This is a genomic window from Thermostichus sp. MS-CIW-36 (assembly GCF_054059035.1).
Genome location: NZ_JBSSBR010000006.1, coordinates 1 through 15,847 on the forward strand (window position 1 = coordinate 1; position 15,847 = coordinate 15,847).

Here is a 15,847-nt window from a genome sequence, read left to right on the forward strand (position 1 = left end):
GAAGGGGATGCTGACTATAACGCTGCTCAAGTAATCTCTCTCCTTGGGGCGACTGTAAACTCGCCTGAAATTCCGAAACTTAGCTGTCCTCTGGGTCAGCTAGGGATTGGGATAAAGCCCGCACCCTGCGCATAGCGCGGGTGCCGGGTAGTTTACCTCACCACATCACAAAGAGCCACACCTCAGACCCGTTCCACATCCCAGAAGAAGAGGGATCCCGCCATAACCACCCCGTCTCCTTGCTGTTCTAGCCGGCTCACACCCCATCGAGCCCCGTACGGAGGCGGGCCGGTGAGTCGTCCTGAGCAAAGCATCCATCCAGTGGCTTAGACTACACTAGTAAGGACTGACCCATCGTTTGGACTGGCATGATTCCCACCGTTATTGAGCAATCTGCGCGAGGCGAGCGCGCCTTTGACATTTACTCGCGTCTCTTGCGGGATCGGATCATTTTCTTGGGCACCCAGGTGGACGACGACATTGCTAACCTGATTGTGGCCCAGATGCTCTACTTGGAGTCCGAAGACCCTGAAAAAGACATCTACCTCTACATCAACTCCCCCGGCGGCTCTGTCTATGCTGGCATGGCCATTTACGACACCATGCAGCACATTCAGCCGGATGTCTCCACCATCTGCATTGGTTTGGCTGCCAGCATGGGAGCCTTTCTGCTGGCAGGGGGCACCAAAGGCAAGCGCATTGCCCTTCCCCACGCCCGCATCATGATCCACCAACCCCTTGGTGGAGCTCAGGGGCCAGCTACCGATATTGAAATTCAGGCCAAAGAGATCCTCTTCATCAAAAACAGCCTCAATAGCCTGCTGGCCTACCACACCGGCCAACCTCTAGAGCGCATCGAACGAGATACCGACCGCGACAACTTCATGACCCCAGAACAAGCCAAAGAGTACGGCCTTATCGACCAGGTGATCAGCAAGAGACCCCAGCCAACCCTGGCAGCCGTTTCTTGACCGTCCAGGCCCTGCGGGTGGGTTTGCTCTGCTCCCTCAAAGAAGGGAGCTTTTGGTTTTGGCCGGGGATTCCACCCAAAAGATATTAAGAAAGCCAAAGAAATCTGTATTCTCAGCGGGAAGCAGGGGGCCTCACTTTAATTAAACTAATCAAACTCATAAAGAAAGTAATGTTCAGCCCACTATTGCGGATGATAGCTTAGGATTAAACCTATATAGAGTTGTGTTTGCCGAGATTCTAGCTTAGGCGCTGTATAAATTCCTTTCCGCTGGGTTTGCAAATCCAGGGAGTCGAAGCTAGTAATTGAAGGCGCTCGAAAAGAAGGGTTTAGGGCTTCCATCCGCCGGGATGAAGAGTGTCTTAAAGCCCAACTTTGGCCTCATGGTTGTGGGGCGGTCTTATTCACGGAAACTCGGCGGTCTCGAGTTTTGGCCCTGAGTTTTTCCTCTTGGTTGCATCCGTGAAGGGCATTTTCTGGTTCTGTAATTCGTTCAGAGGGAGATCAACGTGGCCTACTCAGCAACCCAATCCAAAAGCGGCTATCAAGCCGGGGTGAAGGATTACCGACTCACCTATTACACTCCCGACTACACACCCAAGGATACCGATGTCTTGGCCTGTTTCCGGGTTACTCCTCAGCCGGGCGTTCCTCCCGAAGAGGCGGGGGCAGCCGTGGCGGCTGAGTCTTCGACGGGCACCTGGACAACGGTATGGACCGATTTGCTTACCGACTTGGATCGGTACAAAGGCCGCTGCTATGACATCGAGCCGGTTCCCGGCGAAGACAACCAGTACTTCTGCTTCGTCGCCTATCCGCTGGATCTGTTCGAGGAAGGCTCGGTGACCAACATGCTCACCTCGATTGTGGGCAACGTTTTTGGCTTTAAGGCCCTAAAGGCGCTGCGGCTGGAAGATGTGCGGATCCCGGTGGCCTACCTGAAAACCTTCCAGGGCCCTCCCCATGGCATTCAGGTGGAGCGGGACAAATTGAATAAGTATGGCCGTCCGCTGCTGGGCTGCACCATCAAGCCCAAGTTGGGCCTTTCTGCCAAAAACTACGGGCGGGCCGTGTATGAAGCTCTGCGGGGCGGCCTGGACTTCACCAAAGATGACGAAAACATTAACTCCCAGCCCTTCCAGCGCTGGCGAGATCGCTATCTGTTCGTGATGGAGGCTGTCCACAAGGCCCAAGCGGAAACCGGCGAGATCAAGGGCCACTATTTGAACGTGACGGCGCCCACCTGCGAAGAGATGTTCAAGCGGGCCGAGTTTGCCAAGGAGTTGGGCGCCCCTATCATCATGCACGACTACTTGACAGCTGGCTTCACTGCCAACACCAGCTTGGCCAAGTGGTGCCGGGATAACGGCATTCTGCTGCACATTCACCGGGCCATGCACGCGGTGATCGACCGGCAGAAGAACCATGGCATCCACTTCCGGGTGTTGGCCAAGTGTTTGCGCATGTCCGGTGGCGACCACCTGCACTCCGGTACGGTGGTGGGCAAGCTGGAAGGCGACCGCGCCATCACGATGGGCTTTGTGGATCTCATGCGGGAAAACTACGTAGAGGCCGATCGCTCCCGCGGCATTTTCTTCACCCAAGATTGGGCTTCCATGCCAGGGGTGATGCCGGTGGCTTCCGGCGGGATCCACGTTTGGCACATGCCGGCACTGGTGGAAATCTTCGGCGACGACTCGGTGCTGCAGTTCGGCGGCGGAACCTTGGGGCACCCCTGGGGCAATGCGCCGGGCGCAACCGCCAACCGGGTGGCCTTGGAGGCTTGTATCCAAGCTCGTAACGAAGGTCGAGACCTGGCCCGTGAAGGCAACGACATCATCCGGGAAGCGGCCAAGTGGTCGCCGGAGCTGGCGGCTGCCTGCGAGCTGTGGAAGGAAATCAAGTTCGAGTTCAAGGCCGTCGACACCCTCTAGAGATCTGCTGGGGGCAGGGGATCCCCACGGCTCTCTTGCCCTACTGGCTCCCTCCCTGGATCGGCAATGGATCTGAAACAGATCGCCAAAGACACCGCCAAGACCTTGATCAGCTACCTGACTTATCAGGCGATGCGCACGGTGCTGGCTCAACTGAGCGAAACAGATCCCCCCAGGGCTCTTTGGCTACAGCAGTTCTCCGCTCGGCAAAACCTTCAGGATGGGGAAGCCTACCTGCGGGCTTTGCTGGCTGAGCGTCCTGAGTTGGCCTATCGCATCATGACCGTTCGTGAACACATTGCTGCGGAGGTGGTCGATTACCTGCCGGAAATGGCCAAAGCCGGCATCCAGCAAGCCAACATGGAGCACCGCCGCAATCATCTAGAACGGATCACCTCAGCAACAGGATCCCTACCCGTTACCCACCCGGAAGCGGGATCCCCCCCACAAAACCCTAGGCTCGAAACGGAGTGACACCGATCATGCAAACCTTACCAAAAGAGCGCCGCTACGAAACCCTCTCCTATCTGCCGCCGCTGACGGATCTGCAGATCATCAAGCAGGTGCAGTACATCTTGGATCAGGGCTATATCCCTGCCATAGAGTTCAACGAATCTTCTGAACCGACGGTTCGCTACTGGACACTGTGGAAGCTGCCCCTGTTCAGCGCCACTTCTCCCCAGGAGGTGCTCAGTGAGGTGCAGGCTTGCCGCAGCACCTACCCCAACTGTTTCATTCGCGTGGTGGGGTTCGACAACATTAAGCAATGCCAAGTGCTCAGCTTCCTGGTCTATAAGCCCAGCGGCCTGCGCTAGGAGAGCGTCTTGCCAGTTCCCGATCAAGTTCTGGCCAGCAACAGGGGAGAGCTTCTCCCCTTTTTGTCTTTATATTCGCTTCAGTTTAGGGTGAGACGCCTGGGCTACTGAGAAAAGCCTTCCAGCCCCGTGTATTGTTGCTCCGCAACGCTAACGCCGTTGTTTCTAGGATCCGATGCCCACAAGGGATCCCAGCCCTGCCGCCAGAAGAGCGGCCAAAGTTGTTTGAATGCCGTTCACGACTTCGTTGGTCATCCAAGCCAAACGGGGTTGCAACACCACTCCCATCCAGCTTTCTGCCAAGGTGGCCAGGATCCCGGCCAGCCAGCAGATGCCCAGCCAAAATGGGCTTCCCCCTACCCATTCCCCGCCAATCCCCCAGGCCAACCCGGCCATCCCTGCCGCTGCTGCCACTCCCGCCAGGGATCCCTCTAGGCTTACAGCTCCTTCTGTGCCCGCCGGCACGGACTGGAAGGTGGTGATTAAGAAGGTCTTACGGCCATAGGCTTTCCCCACCTCGCTGCTGACGGTATCGGCCAATTTCGCCGCGAAGCTGGCACTGTACCCCAACCACCACAGGGGATGCGGGAAGAAAGCATATCCCACCGCACATCCTGCCCCGGTCAAAGCGGATCCCCAGACGTTCTCCGGCCCTCGCGCCCCCTCTCGCTTTTCGGCGATCCCCTGCGCCTGCTTGCGCCGGATCCCCAGTTTGGTTACGGCTGTCCCTATTAAAAAATAGGCGGCTACCACCGCGTAGCCCCGCCCCCCCAGCCCCCCCCACACCAGCAAGCCCAGAAGGCCCGCGTGGATGACCCCTGCTCGCGTCAGAGCTTTCTGAGGGCTCAGCAGACCCAGCACCACCAGAGCCAGGTTGAGCCAGAGTGCCACCCCCCACTGACTCAGAAGCCACGCCTGCCACATAAACGCTCAGAAGGGGGTGAAATTGCAACCGAGGTTGACATTCTCCCTGCCCTAAAGGGTAAGGATTCTTTCCCAGGTCGCAGGATGATCCCCACTTCCTGGGCCACACCACCCTTGCGAGTGATGGGGGATGCCATGACCCCAACTACTGGGATGAACTCGCAGATACTTTTCCTGTTGACACTGCGCCATATTCAAGTTGGCGGAGTTCAACCAGCACCATAGCACAAAGCCGCCCTGTTCAGCTTGCTGCCGCGCAGCGGTAGGACGGGGCTTGCAACCCAGTTTTCTTGGTCAACTACAGAAACGGAGAGGGAGGGATTCGAACCCTCGACGGAGCTTTTGGGCCCCGTAACTTCTTAGCAGGAAGCCGCTTTCGACCACTCAGCCACCTCTCCAGGGCTAGCAGGGGCAACAAGCAGGCTGGGATCCAGCCACCAGTTCACCTATTGTAGGGGATGGGATCCCACCCGACAACCGCCCTTTGACCCGGCCTGCCAGGACTCCCAGTCGGGATCTCTTCTGGAGACAACTCCTGAGATTGGGTGGGCCTAGCTCACCACCTGCAGGTAAATATCGAAGCTGCCGCTATTGTCGCCGTAGCTGCCCTTGGCATCGTTAATGTTGAAGCCAATGTCCAAGTTGGGATACAGATCCACCTCTTGGGGCTGCTCTGGCGAGGACTCGAACACCTGATGGGCCACCAGTTGGGCGTTGGGTTGAAACAGCACAATCCCGTAGCGGCAGAGGCCTGGGTAGCGCCACTCCTCAGGGGTCGGGATCCCTTTGCCAAGGGGCGAGCGGATGCTGGTGGAAAACGAGAAGCCATAGCGCCAAGCCACATTCCTGGGGAAAAAGCGGATACGGCTGGCCCGCAACGGACGCCCTTGCCAGCGTAAAATGTTGCCCGCCTCTTGGTTCACCCGCAGGTCACGGAAAGCCATCCAAGCCTGTAAAGCTTCTTCTTCAGGTTGGATCCCTTCGATGGCCAGGGCCTGGATCCAATCCAAGTCGCTGCCATCGCAGGTGATCTGCCGCGGAATTTGCGCCAAATCCAGTTGTGCCAACCCCAGGGTATCAGACGCAGATTGGGTAAACATCTATCTCTCCTTTTTCCATCTGATTTTTCAAAATGACTCCAGAAAGGATGGGCTCCCTCCCCAGAGATTGAGGAGCCGCAGGGATCCCAAAAATGTGTCTAGGGAAGGGTTGTAAGAGACCAACCTATTCACATCTCCCCTGCTGGGTAGAGAATGTCAGATGCACGATGCCCAACGGAGCTGAAAACCTCAAGCTCTTGCCCAAACGGATGAGAGGTTGGGAGTTCAAGCCCCTTTAGCAATAGATCAACTTTACTTGATGAATAGGAGCTATTCCCGAAAAAAGAGCCCTTTGCAATACTTTTTTAGGGAACCTTAGAGAGTTGTTAATTCCCTGTGACTCGGCTGCGAATGAAGGCCAGAACCCAAATCCAGGTTTGCTGCAGATCTTCCAGAAGCTTGTATTTTGGAACACATTAATGGTGTAATCGCCTGTTAAGCACTCTTGCGCTCGACCCCTGGGCTCTGCAGCGGCTTTCCACAGCCCAGAGCGCCCTGACAAGCGTTTTTGGTAAGATCACCCCTACAGGTCTCCCAGGGTGCCCGGCGCCCACGGCATGCACGACAACCCTACTTCCCTCTCTTCTGATTTCGAAGTCATCTCTCTGTCCAATCCTCAACAGGCCATGTCTTTGGCGGGCACTCAGGAGGCCAACCTGAGGTGGATCAGTCGCTCCAGCGGTGCTTCTGTAACGCTGCGCGGACAAGACCTGTACCTGAAAGGCACTCCCCAACAGCGGCAGCAGGTGCGGCAATGGCTAGAATTGCTGAGGCCGCTTTGGCAAACTGGGCACCCCGTCACTGTGATCGATGCAGAGCAAGCTTTTCGCGCCCTCTCCGGACAAGAGGCTGCCGCCTACCAGCAAGCACAAGCAGGAGTTTTGGCCCGCACCCGCAAAGGGGAGCTTATCCGACCGAAAACGCCCCGCCAACAGGAGTACGTGCGAGCCATTCGCACCCACGACCTCTGCTTTGGCATTGGACCGGCGGGCACAGGAAAAACCTATCTGGCTGCCGTTGTGGCCATTGCTGCCCTACAAAACCGGGAGTACGAGCGTTTGATCTTGACTCGCCCGGCTGTGGAGGCGGGAGAAAAACTGGGGTTTTTGCCGGGGGATCTGGTGGAAAAGGTGGATCCCTATCTGCGGCCCCTTTACGATGCCCTGTACGAGTTTATCGACCCGGCCAAGCTGCCGCAGTTGATGGAGCAGGGGGTGATCGAGGTGGCGCCGCTGGCCTATATGCGAGGCCGTACTTTGAGCAATGCCTTCATCATTTTGGACGAAGCCCAGAACACCACCCCCGAGCAGATGAAGATGGCCCTCACGCGGCTGGGGTTCCGGTCGCGCATGGTGGTTACCGGGGATCTCACCCAAACGGATCTGGGCAAACATCGCATGTCCGGCCTGGCAGCGGCAGAGCGTATTCTGACAGGGGTAGAGGGGGTTGCCTTTTGCTACTTCGACCAGCGGGATGTGGTGCGCCACCCTCTGGTGCAGCGGATTGTCGATGCCTACGCCCGCTACGAGGGGCAGTCGTGAAGCTGAGGGTGCTCTTTTTCGACGCTGTGGGCACTTTGTTTCGGGTGCGGGGCAGCGTGGGCCAGGTTTACAGCCAGGTGGCAGCGGAGTATGGGGTAAGGGTGGATCCCCAGGCCTTGGATCGCGCTTTTGGCCAAGTTTTTGCCCAGGCTCCAGCCCCGGCCTGCCCAGGATTGACGGGATCCCCTTTGCGGGAGTGGGAGCGGACCTGGTGGCGCCAGGTGGTGCGGGAGACTTTTGCCCGGGTGGGATCCCTGGCTGCCTTCGGAGAGCACCGGTTTGAAGACTTTTTCGCCCAATTGTTTGAGCACTTTGCCGGGGCGGATCCCTGGGAGCTGTATCCCGAGACGCTGCCGGCTTTGCGGGCCCTGCAGCAGGAAGGGATCCGGTTGGGGGTGATCTCCAACTTCGACAGCCGCTTGCCCAGAGTGCTACAGCAGTTGCAGTTGGATCCCTACTTTTCCACCCTCACCCTCTCCACCCAAGTGGGCTATGCCAAGCCCCATCCCCTGATCTTCCGGGCCGCCCTGGCCGCCCAAGGGATCCCCCCCGAAGCTGCTGGCCACATCGGCGACAGCCACCGCGAAGACTACCAGGGGGCAAAAGCAGCAGGCTTGAGGGCCCTTTGGCTGGATCGAGAGGGGAAGGAGAGCTCCGGCCCAGAGCGGATAGAAGATCTGTGGGGATCCCTGTCCATGCTCAATGGGCCGAAGCAGAATTGAGCAGCAGAGGGGCAAAAAGGCCATCCGGCTTGAGCAGGTAACGCCGCAGGTTCATCCGCCGCTCCAGCAGGCAAGCGTGGCCGCTCTGGGGCGAGATTTCTACCTGCGCCTGGGGCAGCCGTTCCGCCAGCCAGCCCACCTCCTGCACCGAGGGCAACAGGCGATCCCGTCCCCCCGCCACCAGCAAAGTTGGCAGGGTCATCGACTCCAGGGGCAGCTTCTCCACAGCAAAGGATCCCAGCAAAGCCAAGCGCTGGGCAGCCACTGTGGGCTCAACACTGTGAACCGCCTGGCGCAGCCGCTCCCGATCCGGCGGCTCCATTTGGCTGAGCTCCGCCAAAGCCCCCAACCCTCGCTCCGACAACTGGTGATAGAGCGCCGGCGGCAAAAAGGGCAAGAGAACATGTCCTGCCCACCACCAGGGCCTGCGTCGCAGCGACGAGGCCGGATTGACCAAAATGAGGCCGCGGCACCGTTCCGGCCATTGGGCAGCCACCAACAAGGCCAGGCAGGCCCCAAAGGATTCTCCACACAAGTACGCCCCCGCTTCTAGCTGGGATCCCACCCAATCGGCCAGGGTTTCCCAGCTATCCCCCGCTTCCGGGTGGTTCAAACTCAGGGGGCGAATGCGAAACTCCCGCCGCAAAGCCTGCGCCTGCCGGTAAAACAACGTACCTGTGCCATCCATACCGGGCAAATACAGCAGCAGGGGCCGCTCCTGACCGACCGCTCCCGTTGCCGGGCTGACCAAGCTAGAGGCAGATGCTACCGGCTCGCCACTCAACTTTCTCATCTCTCTGCCAATCCCAATCGCACCTGTTCTCGGGCCGCTGCAGTTAGCTCTTGAATGACCTGCATTCGCTCGCGTCGGGATCCCTGGCGCTGCTTCCTGCCCACCCAAAGGGGGGATCCCACCCTGAGCACCACCCGCCGATACAACACCACCGGATGTCCCCCTTCCTGTTGAAATCGGGGTTCAGTGGGGTCAAACCAGCGGAAAAAAGCCATAGGAATATCTACTCCCCGCCATTCTTCCTGCGCCCACACCGCCACCGGCAGAATCGGCAAGGGATCCACCGCTGCCGCCAGCGCCAGGTGGGCAAAACCTGGCTGAAACCGCCCCACCTCCCCAGGCGAGGTCTCACGGGTGATCTGCTCCGCCCCTTCTGGGAAGATCCCCACACCCACCCCCGCTGCCAAACTGGCCTGCGCCTGGCGAAAAAAATGGATTTGCTGTCGGGATCCCTGCTTGAGGGGAATGCAGTCCAAAGCCAGGGCGATTTCCCGCAGCAGCGGCACCTGAGCCAGGTAGTAATGGCAGGCAAAGCGAATCGGTCGGTCCAACCCCGCGATCAGCACCGGCGCATCCAGAAAACTGCGGTGATTGCTCACCACCACCAGCGGGCCGGCGGGAACGTGCTCCTTGCCCTCCACCCACACTTCCGTCTGGAAAAGGGTGAGCAACAACTGGGCCAGAGTCCTGGGGTCTGGAGGCCAAGAGAGAGCAGAATTGGCTGAGAACGCTGCGAAGGATCCCATCAATAGTCCACCCCGCGCCGCAGATCGGCCCCCTGCTCGGCATAGTGCTTGTGGCTCACCATTTCCGAGTGGACAGAGGCCAGCTCAAAGTAAGGTAAGGGGGCATGGCACCGCCCCGTGATGATGATCTCCGTATCGCGCGGCTTGCGCAGCAAAGCCTGGACAATCGGCTCCACGTCCAACAGCTCCAGATCCACTGTCGGGTTCAGCTCATCCAGGATGATGGTTTTGTACAGGCCGGAAGCAATGGCCGCCCGCGCCAACTCCCAGCCCCGCTCCGCTTCTACATAGTCGATTTCCTGTTGTTTGCCCCGCCAGACAATGGCGTCCCGACCGCAACGCTGGTGATCCACCAAATCGGGGTAGCTTTCCCGCAGGGCCCGAATGGCTGCATCCTCGGTGTAGCCCGTTCCCCCCTTCAGCCATTGCATGATCAGCACGCGATGGGAGAGATCCTTGCTGATGCCGCGCCCAATGGCTTGCAGAGCCCGACCCAGAGCGCTGGTGGATTTTCCCTTGCCGTTGCCGGTGTAGATCTCGATGCCGCTGGAAGGAAGCTCGCCGTTGCGGGGATCCGCCGTCCGACGCAGGCTGCGCATTTCCGAGTGCAAATCCGCCAGGTCGATAATTTCCTTGGGAGCGCCGCGCCCGGTGATGATCACCTCCATGGCCTCCGGCTTTTGCTTGAGGGTACTGACCACCTCCTCCACAGGCAACAGGCCCAGATCCAGCACCGGGTTGAGCTCATCCAGCACCACCACCGAGTAAAACCCCGACGCCAAAGCCCCTTTGGCCACATCCCAACCGCGGCGGGCCTCCTGACGGTCAAACTTGGTGATCTCATCTGGGCCGAAAAACTCTCCCCGCCCGGTGCGCAATTGATCGATGAGATGGGGGAAGCCTCGCTGCAGAGCCGCAATGGCCGCATCCTCAGCATAGGTTCGGCCTGGCCCCTTGAGAAACCGCACCAGCAACACCCGGCTGGGGGCCGCCTTTTCGATCCCCAAGCCAATGGAACGCAGCACAACCCCTAGGGCCGCCTGGGACTTGCCTTTGCCCTCGCCGTCGTAGACATGGATCTGGCCCCGTCGCCGATCAAACTGCTGGGCAGTCACAATCCCAATTTCTGCCATGCCCCTCCGCGTCATCCTGCTGTGGGAAAATCCCACTTTTCTACCCCCATCTTAGAGCCTACTTGGAGCCTAGCCAGAACTTGGGCAGGAGGGGGAAACTAAAAAGCTCCCAAGAGGCCGGAAAGACCGGGGTAAGATGAGCAATGGTTGTCCAGCCGATGCCTGTCTAGCGAGGGATCCCCCTTGTATCCGACTGCATTTTCTTCTCGCCCGTTACTCCCTGCTGTGGATAGCCCTATTGAGCTGGTGGGGGGGACGCCGCTGATCCGTCTGCGGCGGGTTGCTGCCGATTTGCCGGAATCGGTACGGGTATACGGCAAGGCAGAGTGGTACAACCCTGGGGGTTCAGTCAAGGATCGCCCGGCCCTCAACATGATTCGCGCTGGCGAACGCCAGGGCAAGCTTACCCCCGGCAAGATCATCCTCGATGCCACCAGCGGTAACACCGGCATCGCCTATGCCTGGATCGGGGCGGCCTTGGGCTACAAAGTCAAGCTGGCCCTTCCCGCCAACGCCAGCCCAGAGCGCAAGAAGATCCTGGCTGCCTACGGCGTGGACTTGGTTCTGACGGATCCCGCTCTGGGATCCGATGGGGCCATCGAGAAAGCCCGCGCCCTCTATGCGGAAAACCCCGAGCTTTATTTCTACCCTGACCAGTACAGCAACCCCGCCAACTGGCAAGCCCACTACGAAACCACTGGGGTGGAGATTTGGGAGCAAACCCAGGGGCAGGTCACCCATTTTGTTACCGGGCTAGGCACCAGCGGCACCTGTATGGGGGTGGGGCGGCGCCTGCGAGAGTATCGCCCGGATATCCAAATCATTGCCATGCAGCCCGACTCTCCCTTCCATGGCCTAGAAGGGCTCAAGCACATGGCCACCGCTCTAAAACCTGAGATTTACGATCCCACCCTACCCGACCAGCACATCGAGATCTCCACAGAAGCAGCCCAGAAAATGGTTAAGCGCTTGGCTTTAGAGGAAGGCTTGCTGGTGGGCATCTCTGCCGGGGCCAATGTGGTGGCAGCCCTAGAGGTGGCCCGTCAGCTCTCCTCTGGAGTGGTGGTGACCATCTTTTGCGACGGGGCTGACAAATATCTTTCCGAGCGTTTCTGGACAGAGGATTAACTTTCAGGCATGGGGAGTATGTCAACAAGGCAGGACAAGCCGTCGGCTGCAAAATGGCCAATGCCCTTAACAACTCCACCCTTCTGTCGCTATGATGGTTAGGCTCGGAAGCGGATGTGGCGGAATTGGTATACGCGCACGTTTGAGGGGCGTGTGGCTTTGCCTTGCGAGTTCGAGTCTCGCCATCCGCATCGATCCCTCCCGGAAAGATGTGGAAAGTGGTACACCATTTACCCAAGATTCCATCGCTGGAGTCGCTTGGGAGTCTGGGAGAGAATGTTTCAGTTCTTCATCACAGAACCCGATTGAGAGCATCTTGTCCTGGACTCAACCATCGTTCGTGCTCACCCCTGTGCAGCCAAAGGGGAGCAAGCCTTGGGCAGGAGTCGAGGTGGATACAGCTGGCAAGAAGAACACACGAAAGTGATAGGGGATAGAGGATAGGATTCCCATCGATTTACGCAGAGGATAGGGGAGAGTCGGGTGGTGATTCCTTCTAGGAAGAAGAGGAGGGTGGTGCAAGATTACGACCGGCATGTTTACAGAGAGAGGCACCCAGTAGAGTGCTTTTTTCAGAAGCTGAAGCAGTATCGGCATTTGTTTTCTCGTTTTGACAAGTTGGCCAGGAACTTCTTGAGCTTTCTCGACTTCCCAGGTGCTCTCTTCTGGCTCAAATATACAAATATAAAGACCAACAGAACCTAGCAAGTTTTGGGGCATCCTGTGAACAGCTCTTAGGGTGCTTGCACGGACGGTGGGTTGTTGCGCAAAAAGGGCTGCACGGCTACAAATCCCAACCCAAACGATCCAATGACTAAGACGACTGCAGCGGCTATCCAAAGTACGGCAGAGCCCTGGGATCCGTGATGTTGCTCCCGTACCCGCTGATAAATGCCGGTGGAATAGGCTGAGGAGTCTGCCTCGCCGAGATAGGGATCCGGGCCGCCCCTATCCTGCATCAACTCGTCCAGGGAAGGAACCTGGTAGCCAGTGCGGGGGTAGGGCTCGGCAGAGGTGTGGGTGGAAGGGTGGCGAAGGGAATCAAAGGAGGACGGGGCAAAGCCGTTGGATGAGAAGGAGGGGGTCTCGTTGCGGGCCTGTCGGCGCTTGAGGCGATTCAAAAAATCGTAGCTGGGAGGGGCTTCCGGTTGGCCGGGATTGGCAGTCGGGCTGTTCTGTTGGAAAGAGGCTTCAGAAGCTGCAGCAACTTGGGCAGCCTGGCCATTTGCGTCAGCAAGCCGTAGGCTGATTTGCTGCAGGCGCTTCAGGGTGTGGCCCAATTGCCCCTGGAACTCTCGGGTGATGGCAGCGAGCTCTCCAGACAACTGCTGATGCAGAGCGCGCAGGTGCTGGTTTTCCGAGGAAAGCAGGCTTACCTGCTGACGGGCAGACTCCAACTCTTCGGCCACTTGTTGATACACCTGAATCGGCACCACCCCTGGCCCCGTCTCCATTGCGGCAGGGGAGCGAAAGCCACTGGGGTTACTGTTGCTGTTGCGAGTGCCAGAGGGGCTAGAACCCCGAAAACCGTATTGCATAAATTGGGATCGACTCGGAAGGACAGGGGGCTGGGACAGCTTGACACAGAGGGATCCAAGATATCAGGGATCTCCAAGGATAGTGCTGAACACCGGCAATCTAAAGGCATGCAGCTCTAGCTTTAGTGTAAGCCGCGATTGCTACCCCAAGCATACCGCTAAGCCTTTGGAATGGGCGATCTCTTCACAGCAATTTTTCCCGCCCACAAGCGCCATTTCCCCGCTGCTTCCAGGGAGGGCCGGCTTGCGCTGTCGTTCCCACGTCACGAATACTCCCCCACCAAGTCCGGGGAGCCTGAAGATTCGGAATCTGAGGCAGAGGAGTCCCGCAGCAGCCGCTCCAGATCCCGTCGCAGAGGTGGTTCCAACTGTTCCAGCTCATTGACAAAGTCTTTTATACCCTGAAACTGGCGATAAACGGAGGCAAAGCGCACGTAGGCCACCTCACTTAGGTGTTGCAGGCGCTCCAGCACCATCTCGCCGATGCGCAGGCTGGTTACCTCTTGGGCATCTTCCAATTGCAGTTTTTCTTCGATCTCATTGACCAGCTCTTCCATCTGTCTGACGGTGACGGGGGTTTTTTGGCAGGCACGCATCACCCCTTGCAGGATCTTGTTGCGGTTGAAACTTTCGCGGGATCCATCCCGTTTAATGACCATGATGGGCATGAACTCGATGCGCTCATAGGTGGTGAAGCGGTAGCCACAGGACATGCATTCTCGCCGCCGCCGCACACTCTGGCCACCTTCTGCCGAACGAGATTCCAAAACTCGGATTTCTTGTTTGCTGCAGCGGGGACATTTCATGGCTTGCAGTCCTTACAAAGCGACAGGTGGGTAGGAGGGTGCCTCAATTTTACCGGATGCTTAATCTTCTGGTGCTTAGACAGATTGCAAATGAGATGGACTCTGTTCGTCGAGTGCAGATTGCAAGGGATCCCACCAAGCAGCGGCTTGCGCCTGGATCTGGGCCTTCAGCTCCGGTTCCATGCGATCCAAATGGATCAATACCCATTTCATTCTGCCCAAGGGGGCCAAGAGGGATCGCTGACGCAACAGGAAGTCCCAATACAACGTATTGATGGGGCAGGCTTGTTTGCCAACCTTTTCGCTGGGATTGTAGCGGCAATGGCGGCAGTAGTCACTCATTTTGCGGATGTACTGAGCAGAGGCGGCATAGGGTTTGGTGGAGAGCATGCCCCCATCGGCAAAAAGGCCCATGCCGATGACGTTGGGCTGCATCACCCAGTCGTAGCTGTCGATAAACACATCCTGAAACCACGCTTCTACTGCCTGGGGCTGAATGCCACTGATGAGGGCGAAATTGCTGAGCACCATTAGCCGCTGGATGTGGTGGGCATAACCATGACGGCGAATTTGATCCAGGGTGTGCTGCAGACAGGCCATGTCGGTTTTGCCCGTCCAAAAAAACTCTGGCAGGGGTCGCTGGTGGCCAAAAAAGTTGTTCTGGGCATAGCCGTTGGGCATTTGGTATTCGTAGAAGCCGCGCATGTACTCCCGCCAGCCCAGGATCTGGCGGATGAAGCCTTCGGCGGAGGGCAGGGGGATCCCACCCTGATAGTAAGCCCGTTCGGCGGCGGCAATGACTTCGTGGGGGGTGAGCAGGCCCAGATTAAGGTAAGGGGAAAGCAGGGAGTGGTAGAGAAAGTCTTCCCCAGTTTGCATGGCGTCTTGCCAAGGGCCGAAGTGGGGCAGGCGCTCGTGGATGAAGTGATCAAGCACTTGCAGGGCTTGGGCGCGGGTGACGGCCCAGCCAAATCCTTCTAGAGATCCGAAGTGATGGCCGTAGTGTTGCTTAACTTTTGTGATCACGGCCTGGGTGATGGCGTCGGGGGGGAAGGTGAGGGGCCGAGGGTAGCGCATTCCGGGTTTGGGGGGATGGCGGTTTTCCCGGTCGTAGTTCCAGCGCCCGCCCAGGGGCTTGGGGCCATCCATGAGAATGCGGAAGCGTTTGCGCCCTTCGCGGTAAAAGTCTTCCAGAAGCAGGCGCTTGCGGCCTGAGGCCCACTCGATAAATTGATCAGCTGTCCAGAGGAAGTGGTTGTTTTCCAAGATCAGGAGGGGGCAAGGGAGGGTGGATCTCAGATTTTCCACCTCCTCCCGGATGGGAATATCAGCTGGCTGCATGAGGCGGATCTGCTGCAGTTGATGTTGCTTGGCCCAGGTTTGCAGGGGCTCGGCATAGCTGTCGGCTTCCACGTAGGTGACTGGGTAGCCCCGCTGTTGCAGTTCTTGGGCAAAGTGGCGCATGGCCGACCAGACCAGCACCAATTTCTGCTGGTGGTGGTTGCGGGAGCTGGCCCACCGGTGAGATTCGATGAGAATGACGGGAACTCGGTCTGGGGATAGGGTCGAGAGGGAAGCGAGGGCGGATTGCTGGGGGTGGAGTTGATCCGCAAGGATCCAAACCCCTTCTGGGCCGGCAGATGGAGCGATCATGGGATGCTGAAGCTCTCGGTCTATGGGAGGAGCGCTGAGAATGA

General features: G+C 58.3%; 15 protein-coding genes, 2 tRNA genes and 1 pseudogene. 9 read left to right on the forward strand and 9 right to left on the reverse strand.

The window, feature by feature from the left end:
* Positions 1–368: 368 nt before the first annotated feature.
* From clpP to ACVWVQ_RS04240, 4 genes are all read left to right on the forward strand, one after another.
* Positions 369–971, forward strand: a complete 603-nt coding sequence (gene clpP, locus ACVWVQ_RS04225; RefSeq protein WP_011434140.1) for an ATP-dependent Clp endopeptidase proteolytic subunit ClpP — start codon at positions 369–371, stop codon at positions 969–971.
* Between the two features lie 508 nt (positions 972–1,479).
* Complete coding sequence (locus ACVWVQ_RS04230) at positions 1,480–2,904, forward strand: form I ribulose bisphosphate carboxylase large subunit (RefSeq protein ID WP_011434138.1); 1,425 nt, start codon at positions 1,480–1,482, stop codon at positions 2,902–2,904.
* 66 nt (positions 2,905–2,970) lie between these two features.
* Positions 2,971–3,378, forward strand: a complete 408-nt coding sequence (gene rcbX / locus ACVWVQ_RS04235; protein ID WP_011434137.1) for a RuBisCO chaperone RbcX — start codon at positions 2,971–2,973, stop codon at positions 3,376–3,378.
* Between the two features lie 8 nt (positions 3,379–3,386).
* Entirely contained in the window at positions 3,387–3,719 is a 333-nt protein-coding gene (locus ACVWVQ_RS04240) for a ribulose bisphosphate carboxylase small subunit (RefSeq protein WP_457507048.1), read from the forward strand.
* A gap of 165 nt (positions 3,720–3,884) precedes the next feature.
* On the opposite strand, the gene ACVWVQ_RS04245 is transcribed toward ACVWVQ_RS04240, so the two are convergent.
* The 3 genes from ACVWVQ_RS04245 to ACVWVQ_RS04255 form a co-directional block, all read right to left on the reverse strand.
* Positions 3,885–4,643 (reverse strand): DUF92 domain-containing protein, encoded by a 759-nt coding sequence (locus ACVWVQ_RS04245; protein WP_457507050.1) that lies wholly within the window; start codon positions 4,641–4,643, stop codon positions 3,885–3,887.
* A 307-nt stretch (positions 4,644–4,950) separates the two neighbouring features.
* Positions 4,951–5,041, reverse strand: a tRNA-Ser gene (locus tag ACVWVQ_RS04250).
* A gap of 153 nt (positions 5,042–5,194) precedes the next feature.
* The gene (locus tag ACVWVQ_RS04255; protein ID WP_457507052.1) at positions 5,195–5,743 is read right to left on the reverse strand and encodes a hypothetical protein; all 549 of its coding nucleotides are present in this window, start codon (positions 5,741–5,743) and stop codon (positions 5,195–5,197) included.
* 557 nt (positions 5,744–6,300) lie between these two features.
* On the opposite strand from ACVWVQ_RS04255, the gene ACVWVQ_RS04260 reads away from it, so the two are divergent.
* A complete protein-coding gene (locus ACVWVQ_RS04260; RefSeq protein WP_457507053.1) occupies positions 6,301–7,284 on the forward strand; it encodes a PhoH family protein in 984 nt (327 codons plus the stop codon).
* Positions 7,281–8,006, forward strand: coding sequence for an HAD-IA family hydrolase (locus ACVWVQ_RS04265; RefSeq protein ID WP_457507055.1), 726 nt, complete (start codon positions 7,281–7,283; stop codon positions 8,004–8,006). The genes ACVWVQ_RS04260 and ACVWVQ_RS04265 overlap by 4 nt, the downstream gene beginning before the upstream one ends.
* Here the strand turns inward: ACVWVQ_RS04265 and ACVWVQ_RS04270 are convergent.
* The 3 genes from ACVWVQ_RS04270 to ACVWVQ_RS04280 are packed head-to-tail and all read right to left on the reverse strand — an operon-like array spanning position 7,984 to position 10,693.
* Positions 7,984–8,799 (reverse strand): alpha/beta fold hydrolase, encoded by an 816-nt coding sequence (locus ACVWVQ_RS04270; RefSeq protein WP_414400545.1) that lies wholly within the window; start codon positions 8,797–8,799, stop codon positions 7,984–7,986. The two genes, ACVWVQ_RS04265 and ACVWVQ_RS04270, sit on opposite strands and share 23 nt — an antisense overlap.
* Positions 8,796–9,545 (reverse strand): lysophospholipid acyltransferase family protein, encoded by a 750-nt coding sequence (locus ACVWVQ_RS04275; RefSeq protein ID WP_414413352.1) that lies wholly within the window; start codon positions 9,543–9,545, stop codon positions 8,796–8,798. The genes ACVWVQ_RS04270 and ACVWVQ_RS04275 overlap by 4 nt, the downstream gene beginning before the upstream one ends.
* Positions 9,545–10,693 (reverse strand): cob(I)yrinic acid a,c-diamide adenosyltransferase, encoded by a 1,149-nt coding sequence (locus tag ACVWVQ_RS04280; protein ID WP_457507057.1) that lies wholly within the window; start codon positions 10,691–10,693, stop codon positions 9,545–9,547. Before ACVWVQ_RS04280 ends, ACVWVQ_RS04275 begins: the two co-directional genes overlap by 1 nt.
* Before the next feature lie 210 nt (positions 10,694–10,903).
* On the opposite strand from ACVWVQ_RS04280, the gene ACVWVQ_RS04285 reads away from it, so the two are divergent.
* From ACVWVQ_RS04285 to ACVWVQ_RS04295, 3 genes and pseudogenes are all read left to right on the forward strand, one after another.
* Positions 10,904–11,806 carry a PLP-dependent cysteine synthase family protein gene (locus ACVWVQ_RS04285; protein WP_457507158.1) on the forward strand — a complete coding sequence of 301 codons (903 nt, stop codon included), beginning with the start codon at positions 10,904–10,906 and terminating at the stop codon, positions 11,804–11,806.
* A gap of 110 nt (positions 11,807–11,916) precedes the next feature.
* Positions 11,917–11,997 (forward strand) — tRNA-Leu (locus ACVWVQ_RS04290).
* Positions 11,993–12,511: pseudogene (locus ACVWVQ_RS04295) on the forward strand (IS5-like element ISSoc13 family transposase); the annotation flags it as partial. The gene ACVWVQ_RS04290 and the pseudogene ACVWVQ_RS04295, both read left to right, overlap by 5 nt.
* 29 nt (positions 12,512–12,540) lie before the next feature.
* On the opposite strand, the gene ACVWVQ_RS04300 reads toward ACVWVQ_RS04295, so the two are convergent.
* The 3 genes from ACVWVQ_RS04300 to ACVWVQ_RS04310 form a co-directional block, all read right to left on the reverse strand.
* Positions 12,541–13,344, reverse strand: a complete 804-nt coding sequence (locus ACVWVQ_RS04300) for a hypothetical protein (protein ID WP_457507059.1) — start codon at positions 13,342–13,344, stop codon at positions 12,541–12,543.
* A 263-nt stretch (positions 13,345–13,607) separates the two neighbouring features.
* Positions 13,608–14,150 (reverse strand): transcriptional regulator NrdR, encoded by a 543-nt coding sequence (nrdR, locus tag ACVWVQ_RS04305; protein WP_414374563.1) that lies wholly within the window; start codon positions 14,148–14,150, stop codon positions 13,608–13,610.
* 75 nt (positions 14,151–14,225) lie between these two features.
* Positions 14,226–15,803, reverse strand: a complete 1,578-nt coding sequence (locus tag ACVWVQ_RS04310; protein WP_457507061.1) for a cryptochrome/photolyase family protein — start codon at positions 15,801–15,803, stop codon at positions 14,226–14,228.
* Between the last annotated feature and the right edge of the window lie 44 nt (positions 15,804–15,847).